Consider the following 19129-nt stretch of genomic DNA (forward strand, 5'->3'; position numbering starts at 1 on the left):
CGGAAAAAACGTTTTTCGGTCGTGGGATTTTTTGTAGAATGAATTTTTGTTTTATTTGCATCAATATTGTCATTTATCCGCATAAATTCATAAGTATTGCCTGTTGTATAATTTTATTGACTAATTTTTTTACATTTCTGCCCGATTTTTAAAATAGGGTTGATTGTCTACTTTTTAAATTTGCAGAAAAAATCAAACATCTACAAATAAACAAAGTAATATTATGAAATTCATTATGAGGGCCTTTGCGCTGTGTTTGTTGGTTTTTTTATCGAATGCAGCGTTGTCGGCTAAAAAGACAGAAGCCGAAACGGTGAGGGAGATAATAGATAAGGTTAACCGCCATTGGCAGAAAGAAAATGTTCCCGAAGTTCGTTCATTTTGGGATAATGCCGCTTATCATACCGGGAATATGGAGGCTTATTTTCTTACTGGCAACGAAGAATATCGGGCTTATTCGGAAGCATGGGCAGAACACAATCACTGGAAAGGGGCGAAAAGCAATCGTCGTTCGGAATGGAAATATTCTTACGGTGAGACTGATGAATATGTTTTATTCGGCGACTGGCAAGTATGTTTCCAAACCTATATTGATTTATATAATATAGCTCCCGAAGATTATAAAATACGCCGTGCCCGTGAGGTTATGGAATACGAGATGAGTACGCCTAATCAAGATTATTGGTGGTGGAGCGACGGGCTGTATATGGTAATGCCTGTGATGACAAAACTTTACAAGCTGACACATAATGAATTATATCTGAAGAAACTGTATGAGTATATCGTATATTCAGACAGTATTATGTTCGATAAAGATGAAAATCTGTATTATCGCGATGCGAAATATGTATTCCCCAATCATAAAAGCGTAAACGGGAAAAAGGATTTCTGGGCGCGGGGAGACGGATGGGTACTTGCAGGCTTGGCTAAAGTCTTGAAGGACTTGCCTGCCGATTATGAACACCGTCAGTTTTTTATCGACAAATACAAGAAAATGGCAAAGGCGGTTGCCGCTGTTCAGCAGCCGGAAGGTTATTGGACGCGCAGCATGTTAGACCCTGAATATGCTCCCGGACCGGAAACCAGCGGAACGGCATTTTTCATGTATGGTTTTATGTGGGGAATCAACAATGGTTATTTGGATGAGGCATCTTATTTGCCCGTAGTGCGTAAAGCGTGGAAATATTTGTCTGAAACAGCGCTTCAGAAAGACGGAACGGTAGGTTACGTTCAGCCTATCGGGGAAAAAGCAATTCCCGGCCAGATTTTAGATGCTCATTCTACGGCAAACTTTGGGGTGGGGGCGTTTTTGCTGGCGGCTTGTGAGTATGTACGTTACCTCGAAGCTCCCGCTACGGCTGACCGTGCTTATTGGTGTGGCTTGGCTTATCAGTTGGCTGCACCCGTATTGAGCAACATGGCAAAAGGCGAATTACAGAAAAACATGCAGGTAGAGGTTAGTCCCACATGGGACGGACGCGATAAGCGGGTGACTTACATGGAGGCATTCGGACGTTTGATGGCGGGCATTGCACCGTGGTTAACTTTACCGGATGATGATACGGAAGAAGGTAAAATGCGCAAACAGCTCCGCGGATGGGCGTTGAAGAGCTACGCCAATGCCGTCGACCCTCAAAGCCCTGATTATCTGTTGTGGAGGAAAGAAGGACAACCGCTGGTTGATGCGGCATACATAGCCGAAAGTTTTCTTCGTGCATACGAACAGCTCTGGCTTCCTCTCGATGAAACGACTAAGAAACGCTACATCGAAGAGTTTACTTTATTGCGCCGGATAGACCCTCCTTATACGAACTGGTTGCTCTTCTCGTCTACGATAGAGAGTTTTTTGGCAAAAGCCGGAGCGCCTTACGATGCTTATCGTGTCAATTCTGCCATTCGGAAGGTAGAAGAATGGTATACAGGCGATGGCTGGTATTCTGACGGACCTGCTTTTGCTTTCGATTATTACAGCAGTTATGTGTTTCATCCCATGTATTTGGAAACTTTACAAGCCATGAAAGATGCCAATGCCTATACTCGTCTGCATTATGCTAAATATTACACCCGTGCCTTGCGCCGTGCGCAAAAGTACAGTTTGATACTGGAGCGTTTCATCTCGCCCGAAGGAACTTTCCCCGTATTCGGACGCTCTATTCCTTACCGGATGGCAACCATGCAGCCATTGGCGCTTATGGCGTGGTATCAGGAATTGCCCGCCGGAGTGAGCAACGCCCAAGTACGTAGCGCATTGACGGCTGTGATGAAGCGTATGTTTGCCACCGGGAAGAACTTCAATGAAGGAGGATTTCTGACCATCGGTTTTACAGGGCGTCAGCCTAACGTAGCCGACTGGTATACAAATAACGGAAGTCTTTATATGACTTCACTTTCTCTGCTTCCGTTAGGGCTTCCCGCATCACATCCGTTTTGGACGGATGCTCCGCAAGACTGGACGAGCAAACGGGCATGGGGAGAAAAACCTTTCCCGAAAGACCATCAATGGAAAGATGAAATTCGTACTTCGGATCTGTTCTGAGTATTGAGTGTTATAAAGCAAAAGCGCAGATTTTCAGCGGAAATACTCCAATGAAAATCTGCGCTTATTATGTTATTATCCCAAGAAAGCATAGGCAGAATCCTCTGCCTTTGTATCTCTGGAAACGCTACCGTTAGTGTTGGTCATTTCTAACGGTAGCGTTGCCCGGTTCTACCCATAGAGTTCATTGGTTCTACGGGTAGCGTTTTCGGGCTTTTCCCAAGCCGGATAAAGTTGATAAACTCTATATGGAAGAGGGCCTGTGGCTCTCTTTTTTATTTGTCTTTTTTCCCGAAAAGAGAAAAATGAACGTAGCGTTTCGGATGCTCTTGCAGGTCTTTCAGCAGACTGGCAGCATTGGCAGATGTAGCGTTCAGGTTATTGTAAAGCGATGAATCGTTCATCAGCAGTCCCAGTGTATTATCTTTTCGGTTCAGTTTGGCTGTCAGCGTATGAACATTTTGTAGGGTTGAATCTATTTTGGTGAAAGTCGATGCGTAGTCAATGTCTTTCAGGTTGCCGCTGATGGTTTCTAAGTTGGCGGTGATTTTTGCAGCATTATCTGTAATTTGCGGAATATCCTCAGACATCAGTCGGTTGAGCTGTTTTCCGGCGGCATCAAGCGATGCCGTCAGCTTTTCTGCATTATGTAAAGTATTGGCTAACGCCGGATCAGAAAGCAAACGGTTCAGCGACCCCATGATAGAGTCGAGTTTGGGAAGCATTTTCTGTATCTGAGGCAACAGGTCTTTTTCGGCAGCCCCTAAAATGCCATCGTTTGCTACTCCGGTAAGCGTGTCGCCCGGATTGTAAAAATTAGAAGAACCATGGTCTAAAAGCAAGTTCATCTTGACAGTTCCCAGCATTTCAGTAACCAGCTCAGCCTTACTTCCCGAAGGGATGCGCATGTTCTGGTCGATTTCCATACCTACCACCACGTGTCCCGGTTTGTTGTAATTATACTGGATATCGCGTATGATACCAACTTTAAATCCGTTGGCAAACACAGGGCTGGATTGAGATAGTCCGTTGATGTTTGTAAACTCTACATAATAATAGCTTTCAGGTTTAAACATGTTGATACCCTTCAGGTAATTGATACCGAAGAACAGAACCACCAGTGCCGTGATTCCCGTCAAACCTATTTTCATTTCTTTCTTCATATAATTTTTCTTTTTTTATTTTCGGTTGTTCTTAAATTCTTTGATGGCTTGGTTTACATCCATTTTTTGTTCGCCCCGGAATGCGATGATAAAAGCATCGCTGAATTTGCTGTCTACTTTATTGCGTTTCAATCGGAGTATTTTGTTATAATCGGTTTCTGCTCCGTAAGTATACTTCACCAATCCGCCTTCGCGGTAATAATCTACCGGCGAAAGTCCTTTCAGTTGTCTGCTGCCTTTGGGCAAAACTTTCGAAGCGGTCAGGATTTGTATCTTAAATACGGGTCGTGAAGTAGTTGTTTCTTCTGTCACCACAGGCTGTTCGGTTTCTACCTGTCGGTCTGCTTGCTGAGGCTGTGGTACGCTTACATCTTTCCCTTTGCCTTGCTTGTAGTTAAGAAATGCTTTATAAATGCTCCGTGCCAGCGTTGAACTGCCTGCATCCGACAATAAAAAACGTTCTTCTGCCGGGTTGGTAATATATCCCAACTCTATCAGTACGCTGGGCATTGTTGTTTCGCGCAGTACGAGAAATCCGGCTTGGTGAACCCCTTTGTCCGTACGGTTTTCGGCACGGAACTGTTTTTGTACCAACTGGGCAAAATTTACGCTTTGCGCCATGTTTTTGTCTTGCAAGAATTCAAAAATGATATAGCTTTCCGAAGAGTTTGGATTAAATCCTGCATATTGTTGCGTATAGTCATCTTCGATAAGAATAACCGAGTTTTCTTTTTTTGCCACTTCCAGATTTTCCTGCGTCTGGTGGAGTCCCAACGTGTACGTTTCTGTTCCGCTCACTTGCGCTGTACGCGAAGCAATGGAGTTGGTATGTATCGAGATAAACAAGTCTGCTTTAGCATTATTGGCTATTTCGGCCCTCCGGTGAAGCGGCACGAATATGTCTTTATCGCGTGTGTAAATCACCTTTGTATCGGGGCAGTTTTCTTTAATGAGCCTTCCTACTTTCAAGGCCACGCTAAGGTTGATGTTCTTTTCCCGTCCGCGTTTGCCTATGGCTCCGGGGTCATGTCCTCCATGTCCGGCATCGATGACTACGGTAAAGGTTTTGTCTGTCGGAGAAGCATACAGGCTATCCGGCTGGAGCATAGCCAAACAAGCCAAGATACCTGATAACAATATAATTATGTAGTTTCTTCTTATTCGCATAACTTTACAATCGGGACAAAGTTAATAGTTTTTTTGCGGATAACCGTTTTTCCGCCAAGAAAGAAAAGGATATTCATAAATAAAAGCTATAAAAACATCGAAAAATCCTATCAAATGCTGTTTTTTGCGTATATTTGTTGAATATAGGATGTGGCTCGGCAGCGTAAAACTCGAAACCAGTATTTTCGGTTTTCTTCTGCGCTTGCCTTTCGCTATATTTGTTGAATAACGGATTTTATAAAAATATTTATTGTTATGACATTGATTGACGGAAAAGCCGTTTCAGAACAAGTGAAGCGGGAAATAGCGGCTGAAGTCGCTGACATAGTTGCCAATGGCGGCAAGCGTCCTCATTTGGCAGCAATCCTTGTGGGACATGACGGGGGAAGTGAGACGTATGTGGCAGCAAAAGTAAAAGCATGTGAAGTTTGTGGTTTTAAGTCGACGCTGATTCGTTATGAGTCTGATGTAACAGAAGATGAGTTGCTGGCAAAAGTGCGCGAACTGAATGCCGATGACGATGTAGACGGATTTATCGTCCAACTTCCTTTGCCGAAGCATATTTCAGAACAGAAAGTGATTGAAACCATCGACTACCGTAAAGATGTAGACGGTTTTCATCCGATAAATGTAGGCCGTATGTCCATCGGCTTACCCTGCTACGTATCGGCCACTCCGAACGGTATTTTGGAGCTGTTGAGACGCTACAATATTGAAACTCAAGGGAAAAAATGTGTAATATTAGGTCGAAGCAATATCGTGGGCAAACCGATGGCTGCCCTGATGATGCAGAAAGCCTATCCGGGCGATGCGACCGTTACGGTATGTCACAGCCGTAGCCGCGATTTGGTTAAGGAATGTCAGGAGGCAGATATATTGATAGCCGCAATGGGCCAGCCGAATTTTGTAAAGGCGGAAATGGTAAAAGAAGGTGCGGTAGTAATCGACGTAGGTACCACACGTGTGCCTGATGCCACAAAAAAATCAGGATTCAAGCTCACGGGCGATGTGAAATTTGACGAAGTTGCTCCGAAGTGTTCGTTTATCACTCCCGTACCGGGTGGGGTAGGTCCGATGACCATCGTTTCATTGATGCGCAACACCTTGCTTGCCGGAAAGAAAGCTATTTATAAGTAATAAACCTCTGTTATCGGCTTGATTTCAGATAAAATATGCGGGTAGGCAATAAAAAACGTCTGAAAAATTTGCAAAGTCGGAAGAAATGTCTACCTTTGCAATCGCTTTTGAAAAGCAAGCTGACATGGTGACTATAGTTCAGTTGGTTAGAGCGTCAGATTGTGGTTCTGAATGTCGTGGGTTCGAGTCCCACTAGTCACCCTCCGAGAGAGGGATGCTTTGAGAAAGTTTTTTATTATCTATATGTTCATGGTGACTATAGTTCAGTTGGTTAGAGCGTCAGATTGTGGTTCTGAATGTCGTGGGTTCGAGTCCCACTAGTCACCCCGAAGGAGAGGGATTTCAGCGATGAATTCCTCTTTTTTTGTTGTAATCATTTCGTGTTTTCCAGTGGCTTTGCAAGAATCGTGAGACATCTTTGAAAACAATCGTCACACCCCAACGGAGAGATATTTGAACAAGCAAATCTTTCGAGAAGAGAAGACGAATAAATGTATTGTTTTTTTGTATTATTTAAAAAGAATTTGCTATATTTGCATCAAATACTTCTGATGACATGAAATTTCGCACGGTGGCAAAGTTGGGTATCATTCTTTCCGTTATTCTGTTTTGTATCGGAATAGGGCTTTATGGCTTTGCCCAATTAAGTGCTACGGATAAGGGACAAGATGTAGATGTACTGTCGTTTGTTCCGCAAAATAGCGTAGGAGTGCTTGAAACCGATAATCTGGAATTTTTTATGAATGAAATCCCGCAGACTGCATACGCCTCCCAGATGGATACGTTAAGTAGGGCGGGGATAACAGACGCCATATTCAGCGACTTGAGCAGGTATGCTGTTCGTAGTGCACACGGCTTGAGCGGACAAATGAACCACGTACTGATAAGTTTTCATGCACCCAGTACGGCCCAAGACATCGTGGTTTATTTCCGTGTAGGCAAAGGCGGCAAGGAAAAAGTGGTAGATGCTATTTGTGAGAAATACGGAGTAAACTTTACACCGAAGAAAGAAACTTACCGGGGCGAGAAAATAGAAATATATCCGATAGGCGCATCGAATTTTGTTGCCGTTTATGAAGAAAGCGGTTTCTTGGCGGTAAGTTACCAAAAACGTTTGATTGAAGACGTTATTGATGCAAAGCGAGACAATCTTTCTTTGCGCAACGATTCGATTTTTAATGCAGTTTATCGGGATAAGTCGACTAATTTCATGACTTTATACGGGCGTGTGCCTTCGCTTCCGTTACTTGCTTCTGCTGAAGACAGACAGCACTGCTGGAGTGAGTTCGATATTCATCTTAACAGTGATGTGTTTTATTTGAGCGGGGGAATGTATGAGCCTGATTCCTGCATACAGAAATCGGTTGATTTATTGCATGGCATCAATGAAATAAAAGAAGATAGTTTATTGGTTCTGTCAGGAACAGATAAAATAGCTTCTTATATATCCGGAGTGATAGCTTTGCCTTCTCACTCGCTGTTTGACGAATGCGTGTCTAACTTGTCGCGTGATGCCTCTTTTATTATGGTGGCGGATATGGATAAAGTATCTCGTTCGCCCGAACTTTATAGTGCTTATTTATCTCCATTTATATTGGCTCACCCTAATTTATTCCGTTCTTTCATCTTGTCTGTACAAATAACCGAAGTAGAAAACAGGTTATCTCATATTTTTGTTTTTACTTATAAAGATTGATGTCGGATTAGGCTAAGTCACTTATCTTAGTTTATACTTTTGAAAATGTGGAGTCACTTTCAAATGAAAGTATAACAGTGAAACAACCGTAAGGGTTGCTCCGAACATATAGGCAATGCGGAATGATGCTATTTCGGCAATATATCCTCCGGTTAACATTCCTATACCGATGCCTACATCCCATGAAGTCAGGTAAGTGCTGGTAGCTGTGCCGCGTTGGTTATTGGGAGCAAGGTTGACAAACAAGGTGTTGTAAGCCGGAAACATAGTCCCGAATCCTATTCCGAGCAAGAGGGCGATTGCGAAGAAAGAGCAGGTAGTAAAACTGTAACTCCAATCAATCAGCCACCCACATGCCGTTAGTCCGAAATAACAGAAGCACACCAAGTAAAGTCCGGCAGCGATAACCTGCGTAACCATGCCCTTGTCTACCAAACGTCCGCTGAATAATCGGCTGATAGCCATACCCATTGCCATACAAGTGAAAAAGAATCCGGTTTCGGCAGTGATGCCGATCTGCCGGGCATACATGGCTACATAATTGGTTGTCATTCCGTAAGGGATGGAAAGCAGCAACAAACTGAATCCGGCAGGAAGTCCTTTTAGTAAAATAAAGCGGTCGAGAGAAATCGGTTCGCGCTTTACCGGAGGTTTATATGGCGTTTTTACCAAGCAAGCGCAAAGAAATCCCAATACGCAAGAGCCTAACGCATAAGAGAAGATAGTAATATACGAAGCCCCTCCGCTGTGTAAGAATAATCCGAACATAGGGCCGATAGACATGGCTATGTTGTTTGCCAATCCGTAATACCCCAATCCCTCTCCGCGTCGTGAAGACGGCATGATGTCGATTACAATGGTATTCCCGCCCACGGTAACCATTCCGAACGAAATACCATGTATGATGCGGAAGATGATAAACATCGTCAGCATACCTGCCACCATATAGCCGGCGAATATCAGTGTGAATGTGAAATAAGCCAGCAGGTAAAGAGGTTTTCGTGCAAAAGCATCGAGCAGATAGCCGGAAAAAGGCCGGATACACAACGATGAAATGGTGTAACAAGACAGTACGATACCTATCGTAGTGTTGGACGAATGAAATATTTCAGATAAATAAAAAGGAAGTACAGGGGTAAGTAGCCAGAATCCAAAGTATAGTAAGAAATTGGCTGCCAGAATAAAGCAGTAGCTTGGAGTGACAAGTCTATCTTTTCTCATGGCGCAAAATAGTTTAAATGCGGATTAACACCGTTTTCTGTTCTGTGTTAATCCGCATTTTGTTATTAATTTGCTGATTCGAATTCTTTCAGGAAGCGAGTGTCGTTTTCAGAGAACATACGCAAATCTTTTACTTTGTATTTCAGATTTGTAATACGTTCTACACCCATTCCGAAAGCATATCCGGTATAAACTTTGCTGTCGATACCGTTGGCTTCGAGTACGGCGGGGTCAACCATTCCGCAACCTAAGATTTCCACCCAGCCGGTATATTTACAGAAAGCACAACCCTTTCCGCCGCAAATGTCGCAACTGATGTCCATTTCTGCGCTCGGTTCGGTAAACGGGAAATAAGACGGGCGCAAGCGAATTTTGGTCTCAGGACCGAACATCTCTTGTGCAAATTGAAGCAACACTTGTTTGAGGTCGGTAAACGATACATTTTTATCAATGTATAATCCTTCCACCTGATGGAAGAAACAGTGGGCACGGTAACTGATGGCTTCGTTTCGGTAAACACGTCCCGGACAAATAACGCGGATGGGAGGCTGTGAAACTTCCATGACACGGCTTTGCACAGACGAAGTGTGTGTACGAAGAATAATATCGGGATGGCTTTCGATGAAAAAAGTATCTTGCATGTCGCGTGCCGGATGGTCTTCTGCAAAGTTCATAGACGAGAAAACATGCCAGTCATCTTCTACTTCCGGACCGTCGGCAATGGTGAATCCCATTCGGCCGAATATGTCAATAATTTCGTTACGAACGATGTTCAGAGGATGGCGAGTTCCCAATTCGATCGGGTAAGCCGTGCGTGTCAAATCCAATTCTGCCGCTCCGGTATCTTTGCTGTCGAAAGCATCTTTAAGTTCGGCAATACGCTCTTGTGCGCGATTTTTCAATTCGTTCAGTTTCATACCCACTTCTTTCTTTTGTTCGGCGGGTACATTGCGAAAATCTGCCATCAGCGCATTAATGACTCCCTTTTTGCTCAAATATTTGATGCGCAAAGCTTCCAGTTCATCGGCGTTGCTGGCAGTGATATTCTCTACCTCTTGAAGCAGTTGTTCTATTTTTGCTAACATATTTCTTGTGTTTATTATCGTTAGGTGCAAAGGTAAGGATTAAAACCGAAATATCTTGTTTTTTGTTAGATAAAAAAGAAAACTTGTATTTTATGGCATAGCGAAACGAAAAAAACGGTATTTTTGCTCCGAATTATTCAGTAAGAAATGAGAGAATTAATCATCGGGTGTCTTTTGCTTGTGCTAATGGCATCCTGTGGGGGTAAGAAAAAGCAAGTTGACCCCTTTGAGACGTTGACAGAGCAAATTGATTCGGCAATGACGATACATTCGGATTCGGTTTGTGAAAAGGTAGATGCGGAAGAAGAAGCTGTCCCTGTCGCCGCTGACGAGAGTTTTGCCGATTTCTTTTATAATTTTGCTTCGGATGAAAGTTTTCAGCGTAAGCGTGTGGTGTTTCCTTGTCCATTTTATGTGGGCGAGGTGGTGAAGCGTATTGCCCGCGATGAATGGAAATATGACCCCTTGTTCAGTTGCGAACCTGTCTATACGGTTTTGTTCGATAGTGAAGAAGAAATGGAGGTAGAAAAAGATACTTCTATCCACAGTGTGCAGGTCGATTGGATTTATTTGTCGGAAGAGAAAGTCCAACGCTATTATTTCGAGCGTAAAGACAATCGCTGGTATCTGGAAGCTGTGGATATTCACCATTCAAAGGCTGTAAGTAAAGACAGTACGAAAGAAGATTTCCTTACGTTTTATGAGAACTTCTCCCGCGATTCGGTGTTCCAGCGCAGCCGTTTGCATAATCCGTTGACGTTTGTGACTTCCGATCCGGAAGATGAATTCCAGATTCTTGAAACAACTCTTGATGAAGGTCAGTGGTTTGCTTTTCGTCCTCCGATGATGAAAGACCGATTGACGAATGTGCATTACGGTCAGTCAGAGAATAAAGATTCGGATACAAAGATTGTTGAGTTCAAAGGGTTCGGCAATGGCTTCAATAATACATTATATTTTAAACGTCGTCATGGCATTTGGAAGTTAATGGAATTTGAAGATTTGAGCGATTGAAAAACAAGATTATGAAAGAATATAATAACTATTCTCTGCTTCCTTATAATACATTTGGGATAAATGTTCAGGCTGCCCGGTTCGTGGAATATGTTTCGGTAGACGAACTGGTAACTTTTCTTTCGGCTAATGAGAAAGAGCGTTCTTCTTTTTTGCAGATAGGAGGGGGCAGTAATTTGCTTTTTACATCAGATTATTCAGGTACTATTCTTCATTCTGCCATCAAAGGGTATGAAATAACCGGGCAGACTAAAGACTATGTGGAAGTTTGCGTTGGTGCCAGTGAGGTCTGGGACGACTTTGTATCTTATGCCGTGTCGTGCGGATGGTATGGAGCCGAAAATCTTTCTTTGATACCGGGCGAGGTTGGTGCGTCGGCTGTTCAGAATATCGGTGCATACGGCGTGGAAGTAAAAGATTTAATCCGTTTTGTTGATGCGGTTTGCATTGAGACCGGAGACGTAAGACGTTTCAGTGCTGAAGAATGTCAGTATGCTTATCGTTCAAGTGTGTTTAAGAAAGAACTGAAAAACAAATATATCGTTACTTATGTAACTTATCGGTTAAGCAAGCATCCTTTATACCGGTTGGATTACGGGAATATCCGTACAGAGCTGGAAAAAGAAAAGTGTGAGCTGACGCTCGATAATATTCGCCGGCTGATTATAAAGATTCGCGAAGCAAAATTACCCGATCCGAAACGGATAGGCAATGCCGGAAGTTTCTTCATGAATCCCTTTATTGAGAAATCGCAGTACGAAGTATTGTTGAAGGCTTATCCCGATATGCCCTGCTATCCGGCTGCCGATGGACTTGTTAAGATTCCGGCGGGGTGGCTGATAGAACGTTGCGGGTGGAAAGGTAAATCGCTCGGGCGTGCCGGTGTATATGAGAAACAGGCTTTGGTGTTAGTGAACAGGGGAGGAGCCACAGGAGAAGAAGTTGTTCGGTTGGCAAAAGAAATCATCCGTTCCGTGGAAGAAAAATTTGGTATCACAATAAAACCTGAGGTCAATATTATATGAAGATTACAATATTAGGAAGTGGTACATCGGTAGGGATTCCGCAGATAGGTTGTACTTGTAAGGTCTGCACGAGTAGCGACCCGCGCGACAAGCGGTTGCGCTGTTCGGGACTGGTGGAAACAAACGGTGTGCGTGTATTGATAGACTGCGGACCTGATTTTCGTGAACAGATGCTTCGGCTGAATGATTTCCGCCCCATCGACGGTGTACTGGTTACTCACGAGCACTACGACCATGTGGGTGGTCTGGATGATTTGCGCCCTTTCTGTTCGTTCCGTGAAATACCTGTTTGCGCCGAAGATTACGTAGCCGACCGTCTGCAAAGCCGTATGCCCTATTGTTTTGTCAAGCATCCCTATCCGGGGATTCCTCATATTCCTTTGACCCGCTTGCGTGCAGGCGAATCTTTTGCGTTGTCGAACGGTGAGGGGCGACGGGTAGAGATTATGCCTTTCCGCGTACTGCATGGCCAGCTTCCCATATTGGGTTATCGTATCGGGCAGATGGCTTGGATTACAGACATGCTTACCCTGCCCGAAGAATCCTATTCTTATTTGCAAGGGCTGGATTGCTTGATAATGAACGCACTTCGTTTTGAGAAACATTGGACGCACCAATCTTTGTCCGAGGCATTGGAAAAGGCAAAACGGATCGGGGCACGTGAAACCTATTTTATTCACATGAGCCATGATATAGGCTTACACGCTGAAACGTCGGCATTGCTTCCTGAACACATTCATTTGGCTTACGATGGTATGGAAATCATGCTGTAATCGGGCTATTTCAAGAATTTCCCGCCGATGTAAAGTCCGAGTCCTACGAAAATCAGCGCACATATTACGCTGGCAGCGATGTATATAATCCCCTCTATGCGCTGTCCGTTTTGAAACAGTTGTATGGTTTGGGCTGAAAAGGTAGAAAATGTGGTAAAGCCTCCGCAAAATCCGATGGCAGCGAAAAGATAGACTTCTCCTTTGGTACTTGCAATCAGCAGCCCGATTATGAACGAGCCGATAACATTTGCAGTGAAAGTTGCTATTTCGGATGCTATGGCAAGGTGTGCCGACAGTAAGGTCAACAGATACCTTGCTATGCTTCCCGTAGCCCCTCCAAGAGCTACTAAAAGACATTCTTTTATCATATTCAGGTAGTTTAGTTTTGTGAAACCTTATAAACGTTAGGCGTGAATCCTGTTATTTTCTTAAACCAGACATTAAATTGTTGTACGTTGGCAAATCCCAGCAGGGCAGCTACCGAAGCCGGAGTGCTTTCTTTTTCCAATAAAATTCTTTTTGCGGTTTCCAGCAGTTTTATTTGAAAAAATTCTTTTAGCGTTTTTCCGGTTTCAAACTTCAGCAAATCCTCAAAATAACAAGGAGACAGTTTTAATAAGTCAGCGCAATAGTCGGTTGTAGGATAATTTCCCCGCCGAAGCATTCCTGAACTTATGTATTTGTCTAATATTGCATCGGTTTGTTTTATTATCAGTTTGTTCTTGTTTTCCCGCGTGATAAATTGGCGTTCGTAAAACCGTGTACAATAGTCTAACAGTAGTTCTATATATCTTACTATTAAAGTTTGGCTGTGCCGGTCTATCGGGTGATGCAGTTCGGCATCCATTTCTTGTAAACACTCGGTTATTTTATTTTTTTCTTTGACAGACAAGTGCAATGCTTCTTCTTTGCGGTATTGGAAAAAAGTATAACGTTTGATACCCTCTTTTAAGTGTGTACCGCACAGTAAGTCGGGGTGAAAGGCAAGCAGCCATCCCTGTTGAGGTAAAACTCGTTTATACGTCATGTCGAAAGTTTGTTCGGGCGGTAAAAACACCATCGTGGCATACGAAAAATCGTAAGGTTTGCGGCCACAGCAACAAATGTGTTCTTTCTCATTCTCTATCAGTAAAATGGCATAGAAATCGAAACGGACGCCATGTTCTTTCACGTCCGTATTGTCCAGCCGGATAACGCTTGCTAACGGATGGAGCGTTTGGCAGCCGAGACATCTGTTACATTGATGCACCGTTTTGATGTCCAGAATTTCTTTCATGAAGTTAATTTGTGTTTACGGATGCAAAGGTAAGAATAAAATTAGTACCTTGTTTGCTCCGTTTATATGAATCTGTAATTTGGGTTATTATCTCTGTAATTAAGGTAAAGCGGGAGGTAAGTAAAGATGCTGAATATCCGTGGTTTAGGTGCCTTTTTGAATCATTCAAGGCTTGCTTCCGAAGCGTATGAAAATTCTACCCGTAGCGTAGGTGTGTCTTCCGAATAGAACCGGTCAACTTATCCGCATGAAATGACCAACGCTAACGGTAGTGTTTTCAGGGATAAACCGGCTGTGTTTGGAAGGGATGTTTTTTGTTGATTCGGAAAACTTAAACAGGAATTTAGGTTATCGGAATTTCTTTTTTCGTTTTTATCTTTGCAGCCTGTAATTATGATGATATGGAAGGCAGAGAAAAAACTAATACAGACTTATTATTGGCGTTGATACGCGAGGGGCGTCCGATGACGCTCGGACAACAATTAAAACTGACCATACAGCTTAGTATCCCGGCCGTGGTTGCACAGTTTTCTTCCATCGCGATGCAATATATCGATGCTGCGATGGTGGGGAGCTTGGGTGCTGAGGCTTCGGCTTCCATCGGCTTGGTGTCGACTACTACATGGTTGTTCAGCGGACTTTGTGTGGCGTGTGCCACGGGGTTTTCTGTCCAAGTGGCACACGCCATCGGTGCAGGTGATATGCGTCTGGCGCGTGCTGTGCTTCGTCAGTCGTTCGTGGCTACACAGGTCTTTGTTTGCCTGTTGGCTGCTGTCGGTATGCTGATCAGCGGTTCGTTGCCCCGCTGGTTAGGCGGAGAAGATGAAATTTGCGGTGATTCGTCCCTCTACTTCTTCATTTATGCGGCTTTCTTACCCATGCTTCAACTCAATTTCCTTTCGGGCAGTATGTTGCGGTGTAGCGGAAACATGCGCGTGCCCAGCATGTTGAGCATGTTGATGTGTCTGCTCGATGTGATATTTAATTTCTTTCTTATTTTCCCTTCCCGTGAAGTGAGTTGGTTCGGGCTGTCGTTCTTTATGCCGGGAGCCGGAATGGAAGTGGCGGGAGCTGCGCTCGGTACCGGATTGGCAGAAATGGTAACCGCCGGTTTGGTTACGTGGTATCTTTGTACACGGTCCTCTAACTTAAAGTTATCCGGCGAGCGGGGCAGTTTCCGTATCAAGTCTGCCACCCTGAAAAAAGCGCTTCGCATCGGGCTGCCCATGGGGATAGAACATGCCGTGATATGTGGCGCTCAGATTATGACCACCGTTATCGTCGCCCCGTTGGGTATTTTCTCGATTGCAGCCAATTCGTTTGCCATTACAGCCGAAAGTCTGTGTTACATGCCCGGTTACGGTATAGCTGATGCTGCCACCACGCTGGTAGGACAGAGTTTGGGCGCGGGACGTAAAGATTTGACCCGCCGTTTTGCCCGGATAACGGTATTCATGGGCATGGCGATAATGGGTGTCATGGGAGTGATAATGTATGTGGCAGCTCCTCTTATTATCGGTTCGATGACCCCGGATGCCGAAGTGCTCTCATTGGGAGTAATGGCATTGCGCATCGAAGCGTTTGCCGAACCCATGTTTGCCGCCGCCATTGTAGCCTACGGTGTTTTTGTAGGGGCAGGAAGCACGATAATCCCTTGTTTAATGAACTTCTTCAGCATCTGGGCTGTTAGGTTGACGCTGGCTGCTGCTTTGGCTCCTTCGATGGGCTTGAAAGGGGTTTGGCTGGCAATGTGCATCGAACTGTGTTTCCGGGGAATCATATTCTTGTTCCGGATGGAAAAAGGAAATTGGATGAATAAGATATAGCAAAAGTATTGCCGGGCAGTGAATCCGTAATCAAGGTAATAACGTCAGTAATTTATGCACATCTGCATTAGGGTGAACGGTATATCTTTGCAACATGATAAAAAGGTAAGATTAATAATTTAAAAGTAAAGATTTTATGGAACATATATCAGGAAAAGAATACGGAGGCGAACGCCCCTTGTTTGCATCTCATGACTTGTATTTGGAAAACGTAACCATCCATGCCGGTGAATCTGCATTAAAAGAATGTACGAACATTGAGGCTGTAGGATGTCGGTTTGAAGGGAAATATCCTTTTTGGCACGTTGACGGCTTTGTGGTGAAAAACTGTTTGTTTACCGAAGGCGCCCGTGCCGCTCTGTGGTATTCGCGTAATCTGGAAATGACAGATACTTTGGTTGAAGCGCCGAAAATGTTTCGTGAAATGGATGGTATCCGGCTGGAGCGGGTACGCATTCCGGATGCACAGGAAACGCTTTGGCACTGCCGGAACGTGGAATTGAAAAACGTGGAAGTGGCCCATGCAGACTATCTGTTTATGCACAGCGAAAATATACGTATCGAAAATTATCGCCAGCAGGGAAACTATTCTTTCCAGTATTGTAAGAATGTAGAAATACGTAATGCCGTAATCGACTCGAAAGATGCGTTCTGGAATACCGAAAATGTAACCGTTTACGATTCGGAACTGGAGGGTGAATACTTGGGATGGCATTCTAAGAATTTGCGTTTGGTTAATTGCAAGATTTCGGGGACGCAACCCTTATGTTATGCCCATAACTTGATATTGGAGAACTGTACGATGGCAGACGACTGCGATTTGGCTTTTGAGTACAGCAGTGTGGAGGCAAGTGTAAAAAGTCCGGTCCGCAGCGTGAAAAACCCGCGTACGGGAAGCATTACGGCAGAAAGTTATGGTGAAATTATCTTGGACGAAAACATCAAAGCTCCTGCCGACTGCAAGATAAAAGTATGGAACGAATAAATTCGGATGTATTAAAATGAAGTATGATTTCGATGAAGTGATTTCCCGCCGGGGGACGCTTTCTTATAAATGGGACAGTGCGACGGATGCAGAGGTATTGCCCCTGTGGGTGGCTGATATGGATTTCCGTACGTCGCCTGCCATCATCGAGGCTTTGCAGCGGCGTGTTGTTCACGGTATATTCGGATATACGCGCGTTCCGGATGCTTATTATCAGGCGGTGACGGACTGGTTTGCTCGGCGTCACGGGTGGAACATACAGCGTGAGTGGATGATTTATACCTCAGGGGTAGTGCCGGCTGTGTCGGCAGTAATTAAAGCATTGACCGTTCCCGGTGATAAGGTGTTGGTACAGACACCGGTGTATAACTGTTTCTTTTCTTCTATCCGTAATAATGGATGTACGTTGGCAGCCAGTCCCTTGCTCCGTGTCGGCAATACGTGGCAGATGGACTTTGAGGATCTGGAACGGAAAGCGTCCGATCCGGATGTAAAAGTCTTCTTGCTCTGTAATCCCCACAATCCGGTGGGACGGGTTTGGACGCGCGAAGAATTACTGAAAGCAGGAGAAATCTGTTCCCGTCACGGCGTAACGGTTGTGTCGGACGAGATTCATTGCGAATTGGTTTATCCGGGACATGCATATACTCCTTTTGCTTCCATATCCGATGACTTCTCTGCACACGCTATCGTCTGCATCTCGCCCAGCAAGGCGTTTAACATAGCCGGATTACAGATTGCAAACATCGTAGTTCCGGACGAAGAAGTCCGGCGGAAAATAGATAAGGCGATAAACATCAATGAGGTGTGCGATGTAAATCCTTTCGGTGTAACGGCTACCATCGCTGCTTATACCGAAGGTGAGGAATGGTTGAACCAGTTGCTCGTTTACCTTCAGGCTAATTATAAATGGATGCAAGATTATTGTCGTACCCATTTGCCTGATTTCCCGATAAGCGATTTGGAAGGCACGTATTTGGTATGGATGGATTGTTCGATACTCCATAAGACCTCTGACGTGCTGGAACAAGAACTGCTGGACGAAAGTAAGCTGTGGCTGAATGCCGGAACCATGTACGGGGCAGAGGGCGAAGGGTTCATGCGGTGGAATATAGCTTGTCCGCGCTCGGTATTGGCAGAGGGGCTGGAGCGATTCCGCAGTTATGTGTATGGCAAATAGTTCTTAACTGTTGGTTTTGAAGCAGAATGCCTCTTGTGTTGATTTGCTTTTTTAGAAGGGATTCTTTATTTTTGCTGCAAATTAAATAAAGATAGTTATGGGATTTGGAAAATGGATTGGCGGAATCATGGGATTTATGGCTGGAGGCCCTTTAGGTGCGTTGGCGGGCTTTGCCTTAGGTTCTTGGTTTGATAAAGCAACCGACCTTTCCGGGCAGGCTGCCGAAGGGACGGGCAATAACAGCGGTTATGGAGGATACGCCGGACAGCGGAACAGTTTTCTTTTTTCGATGTTGGTGATGGCTTCATATATTATCCGTGCCGACGGGCGTGTAATGCACAGCGAAATGGAGTTTGTCCGACAGTTTTTACGGGTGAACTTCGGTGAAGCTGCCGTGGCGGAAGGCGAGCAAATCTTATTAAACCTTTTTGAAGAGCGTAAACGCATGGAACAGACCGATGCGATGGCGTTTAAGAGAACCATTCGCGATTGCGGGGCTCAGATTGCAGCCAACCTGACTTACGAAGAACGCTTGCAGTTGTTAGGCTTTTTGGTGAAGATAGCCCAAAGTGATGGAAACGTCTGTCAGGCAGAAATCGATGCACTGAAAGAAGTAACGCTGGCGATAGGACTTTCGCTGAAAGAGGTTGAATCGATGCTCAGTTTAAGAGGCGATTCGCTGGAGGATGCTTACAAAGTTCTTGAAATTGAACCTACAGCAACGAACGACGAGGTGCGTGCCGCTTATCGTCGCTTGGCGCTGAAACATCATCCTGACCGCGTGGCCACACTTGGAGAAGATATCCGTAAGGCGGCAGAAGAGAAATTCCAGCTAATCAACAATGCTAAAGAACGGATTTACAAGGCAAGAGGCATGAAGTGACAGTTACATGCCGGATAACGGAATTTATAGCCCGTATACTTTGAAAGATAAAAGCTGTTGTTTCAAAGTATATGGGCATTTTTATGTACACCCGTCGGTAAAAACCGTGCTACGTCCGGTGTTCAGCCAATCATATCCCATAGAAGAATCGTTTCTGTTGAT

At 44.5% G+C, this 19129-nt stretch carries 16 protein-coding genes and 2 tRNA genes; 12 read left to right on the top strand and 6 right to left on the bottom strand.

The annotated features are described in order from the left end of the window. The first annotated feature begins 223 nt into the window (after positions 1-223). Complete coding sequence (locus M3085_RS10985; RefSeq protein WP_239466555.1) at positions 224-2536, top strand: DUF2264 domain-containing protein; 2313 nt, start codon at positions 224-226, stop codon at positions 2534-2536. Between the two features lie 275 nt (positions 2537-2811). Here the strand turns inward: M3085_RS10985 and M3085_RS10990 are convergent, their stop codons facing one another. Both M3085_RS10990 and M3085_RS10995 read right to left on the bottom strand, forming a co-directional pair. Further along, entirely contained in the window at positions 2812-3699 is an 888-nt protein-coding gene (locus M3085_RS10990; protein WP_249053006.1) for an MlaD family protein, read from the bottom strand. A 15-nt stretch (positions 3700-3714) separates the two neighbouring features. Continuing rightward, positions 3715-4806 (bottom strand): N-acetylmuramoyl-L-alanine amidase family protein, encoded by a 1092-nt coding sequence (locus tag M3085_RS10995; RefSeq protein WP_410554648.1) that lies wholly within the window; start codon positions 4804-4806, stop codon positions 3715-3717. Positions 4807-5121: 315 nt separating this feature from the next. Between M3085_RS10995 and folD the strand changes: the two genes are divergently transcribed. The 4 genes from folD to M3085_RS11015 all read left to right on the top strand — a co-directional run bounded on the left by folD (position 5122) and on the right by M3085_RS11015 (position 7699). Beyond that, positions 5122-6003, top strand: a complete 882-nt coding sequence (gene folD / locus M3085_RS11000; RefSeq protein WP_191710072.1) for a bifunctional methylenetetrahydrofolate dehydrogenase/methenyltetrahydrofolate cyclohydrolase FolD — start codon at positions 5122-5124, stop codon at positions 6001-6003. Positions 6004-6130: 127 nt separating this feature from the next. After that, positions 6131-6204, top strand: a tRNA-His gene (locus M3085_RS11005). A gap of 51 nt (positions 6205-6255) precedes the next feature. Continuing rightward, a tRNA-His gene (locus M3085_RS11010) sits at positions 6256-6329 on the top strand. A gap of 230 nt (positions 6330-6559) precedes the next feature. Beyond that, positions 6560-7699: a hypothetical protein gene (locus M3085_RS11015; RefSeq protein ID WP_191710073.1), complete on the top strand. Its 1140-nt coding sequence runs from the start codon at positions 6560-6562 to the stop codon at positions 7697-7699. 21 nt (positions 7700-7720) lie between these two features. Here the strand turns inward: M3085_RS11015 and M3085_RS11020 are convergent, their stop codons facing one another. Both M3085_RS11020 and pheS read right to left on the bottom strand, forming a co-directional pair. Further along, the gene (locus M3085_RS11020; protein WP_178257609.1) at positions 7721-8920 is read right to left on the bottom strand and encodes an MFS transporter; all 1200 of its coding nucleotides are present in this window, start codon (positions 8918-8920) and stop codon (positions 7721-7723) included. Positions 8921-8985: 65 nt separating this feature from the next. Next, positions 8986-10005, bottom strand: a complete 1020-nt coding sequence (gene pheS / locus M3085_RS11025) for a phenylalanine--tRNA ligase subunit alpha (protein WP_249053008.1) — start codon at positions 10003-10005, stop codon at positions 8986-8988. 147 nt (positions 10006-10152) lie between these two features. On the opposite strand from pheS, the gene M3085_RS11030 reads away from it, so the two are divergent. Genes M3085_RS11030 through M3085_RS11040 form a run of 3 tightly spaced genes read left to right on the top strand, consistent with a single transcriptional unit; the run spans position 10153 to position 12817 of the window. Beyond that, entirely contained in the window at positions 10153-11019 is an 867-nt protein-coding gene (locus tag M3085_RS11030; RefSeq protein WP_178257607.1) for a DUF4348 domain-containing protein, read from the top strand. Between the two features lie 11 nt (positions 11020-11030). Then, positions 11031-12044, top strand: coding sequence for a UDP-N-acetylmuramate dehydrogenase (murB, locus tag M3085_RS11035; protein WP_249053009.1), 1014 nt, complete (start codon positions 11031-11033; stop codon positions 12042-12044). After that, the gene (locus M3085_RS11040) at positions 12041-12817 is read left to right on the top strand and encodes an MBL fold metallo-hydrolase (RefSeq protein WP_249053010.1); all 777 of its coding nucleotides are present in this window, start codon (positions 12041-12043) and stop codon (positions 12815-12817) included. Before murB ends, M3085_RS11040 begins: the two co-directional genes overlap by 4 nt. A gap of 5 nt (positions 12818-12822) precedes the next feature. Here the strand turns inward: M3085_RS11040 and crcB are convergent, their stop codons facing one another. Together crcB and M3085_RS11050 are read right to left on the bottom strand one after the other, a co-directional pair. Beyond that, positions 12823-13185: a fluoride efflux transporter CrcB gene (gene crcB, locus M3085_RS11045; protein ID WP_178257604.1), complete on the bottom strand. Its 363-nt coding sequence runs from the start codon at positions 13183-13185 to the stop codon at positions 12823-12825. An 11-nt stretch (positions 13186-13196) separates the two neighbouring features. Further along, positions 13197-14093 (bottom strand): helix-turn-helix domain-containing protein, encoded by an 897-nt coding sequence (locus M3085_RS11050; protein ID WP_191710076.1) that lies wholly within the window; start codon positions 14091-14093, stop codon positions 13197-13199. 401 nt (positions 14094-14494) lie between these two features. Here M3085_RS11050 and M3085_RS11055 point away from each other — a divergent pair, with 401 nt between their 5' ends. The 4 genes from M3085_RS11055 to M3085_RS11070 all read left to right on the top strand — a co-directional run bounded on the left by M3085_RS11055 (position 14495) and on the right by M3085_RS11070 (position 18967). Beyond that, positions 14495-15919, top strand: coding sequence for an MATE family efflux transporter (locus tag M3085_RS11055; protein WP_249053011.1), 1425 nt, complete (start codon positions 14495-14497; stop codon positions 15917-15919). A gap of 136 nt (positions 15920-16055) precedes the next feature. Beyond that, on the top strand, positions 16056-16904 hold the full coding sequence (locus M3085_RS11060; protein WP_249053012.1) for a DUF3737 family protein: 849 nt from the start codon (positions 16056-16058) through the stop codon (positions 16902-16904). A gap of 16 nt (positions 16905-16920) precedes the next feature. Then, entirely contained in the window at positions 16921-18084 is a 1164-nt protein-coding gene (locus M3085_RS11065; RefSeq protein WP_249053013.1) for a MalY/PatB family protein, read from the top strand. A gap of 97 nt (positions 18085-18181) precedes the next feature. Beyond that, entirely contained in the window at positions 18182-18967 is a 786-nt protein-coding gene (locus M3085_RS11070; protein WP_249053014.1) for a DnaJ domain-containing protein, read from the top strand. Positions 18968-19129: the final 162 nt, after the last annotated feature.

Origin of the sequence: Bacteroides caecicola (assembly GCF_023337095.1) — a bacterium.
GTDB lineage: Bacteria > Bacteroidota > Bacteroidia > Bacteroidales > Bacteroidaceae > Phocaeicola > Phocaeicola gallinarum.

Excerpts from the sequence above, each read along its gene's own strand:
- M3085_RS10985 (WP_239466555.1), top strand. The coding sequence starts at position 224 with ATGAAATTCATTATGAGGGCCTTTGCGCTGTGTTTGTTGGTTTTTTTA.
- M3085_RS10990 (WP_249053006.1), bottom strand. The coding sequence starts at position 3,699 with ATGAAGAAAGAAATGAAAATAGGTTTGACGGGAATCACGGCACTGGTG.
- M3085_RS10995 (WP_410554648.1), bottom strand. The coding sequence starts at position 4,806 with ATGCTCCAGCCGGATAGCCTGTATGCTTCTCCGACAGACAAAACCTTT.
- folD (WP_191710072.1), top strand. The coding sequence starts at position 5,122 with ATGACATTGATTGACGGAAAAGCCGTTTCAGAACAAGTGAAGCGGGAA.
- M3085_RS11015 (WP_191710073.1), top strand. The coding sequence starts at position 6,560 with ATGAAATTTCGCACGGTGGCAAAGTTGGGTATCATTCTTTCCGTTATT.
- M3085_RS11020 (WP_178257609.1), bottom strand. The coding sequence starts at position 8,920 with ATGAGAAAAGATAGACTTGTCACTCCAAGCTACTGCTTTATTCTGGCA.
- pheS (WP_249053008.1), bottom strand. The coding sequence starts at position 10,005 with ATGTTAGCAAAAATAGAACAACTGCTTCAAGAGGTAGAGAATATCACT.
- M3085_RS11030 (WP_178257607.1), top strand. The coding sequence starts at position 10,153 with ATGAGAGAATTAATCATCGGGTGTCTTTTGCTTGTGCTAATGGCATCC.
- murB (WP_249053009.1), top strand. The coding sequence starts at position 11,031 with ATGAAAGAATATAATAACTATTCTCTGCTTCCTTATAATACATTTGGG.
- M3085_RS11040 (WP_249053010.1), top strand. The coding sequence starts at position 12,041 with ATGAAGATTACAATATTAGGAAGTGGTACATCGGTAGGGATTCCGCAG.
- crcB (WP_178257604.1), bottom strand. The coding sequence starts at position 13,185 with ATGATAAAAGAATGTCTTTTAGTAGCTCTTGGAGGGGCTACGGGAAGC.
- M3085_RS11050 (WP_191710076.1), bottom strand. The coding sequence starts at position 14,093 with ATGAAAGAAATTCTGGACATCAAAACGGTGCATCAATGTAACAGATGT.
- M3085_RS11055 (WP_249053011.1), top strand. The coding sequence starts at position 14,495 with ATGGAAGGCAGAGAAAAAACTAATACAGACTTATTATTGGCGTTGATA.
- M3085_RS11060 (WP_249053012.1), top strand. The coding sequence starts at position 16,056 with ATGGAACATATATCAGGAAAAGAATACGGAGGCGAACGCCCCTTGTTT.
- M3085_RS11065 (WP_249053013.1), top strand. The coding sequence starts at position 16,921 with ATGAAGTATGATTTCGATGAAGTGATTTCCCGCCGGGGGACGCTTTCT.
- M3085_RS11070 (WP_249053014.1), top strand. The coding sequence starts at position 18,182 with ATGGGATTTGGAAAATGGATTGGCGGAATCATGGGATTTATGGCTGGA.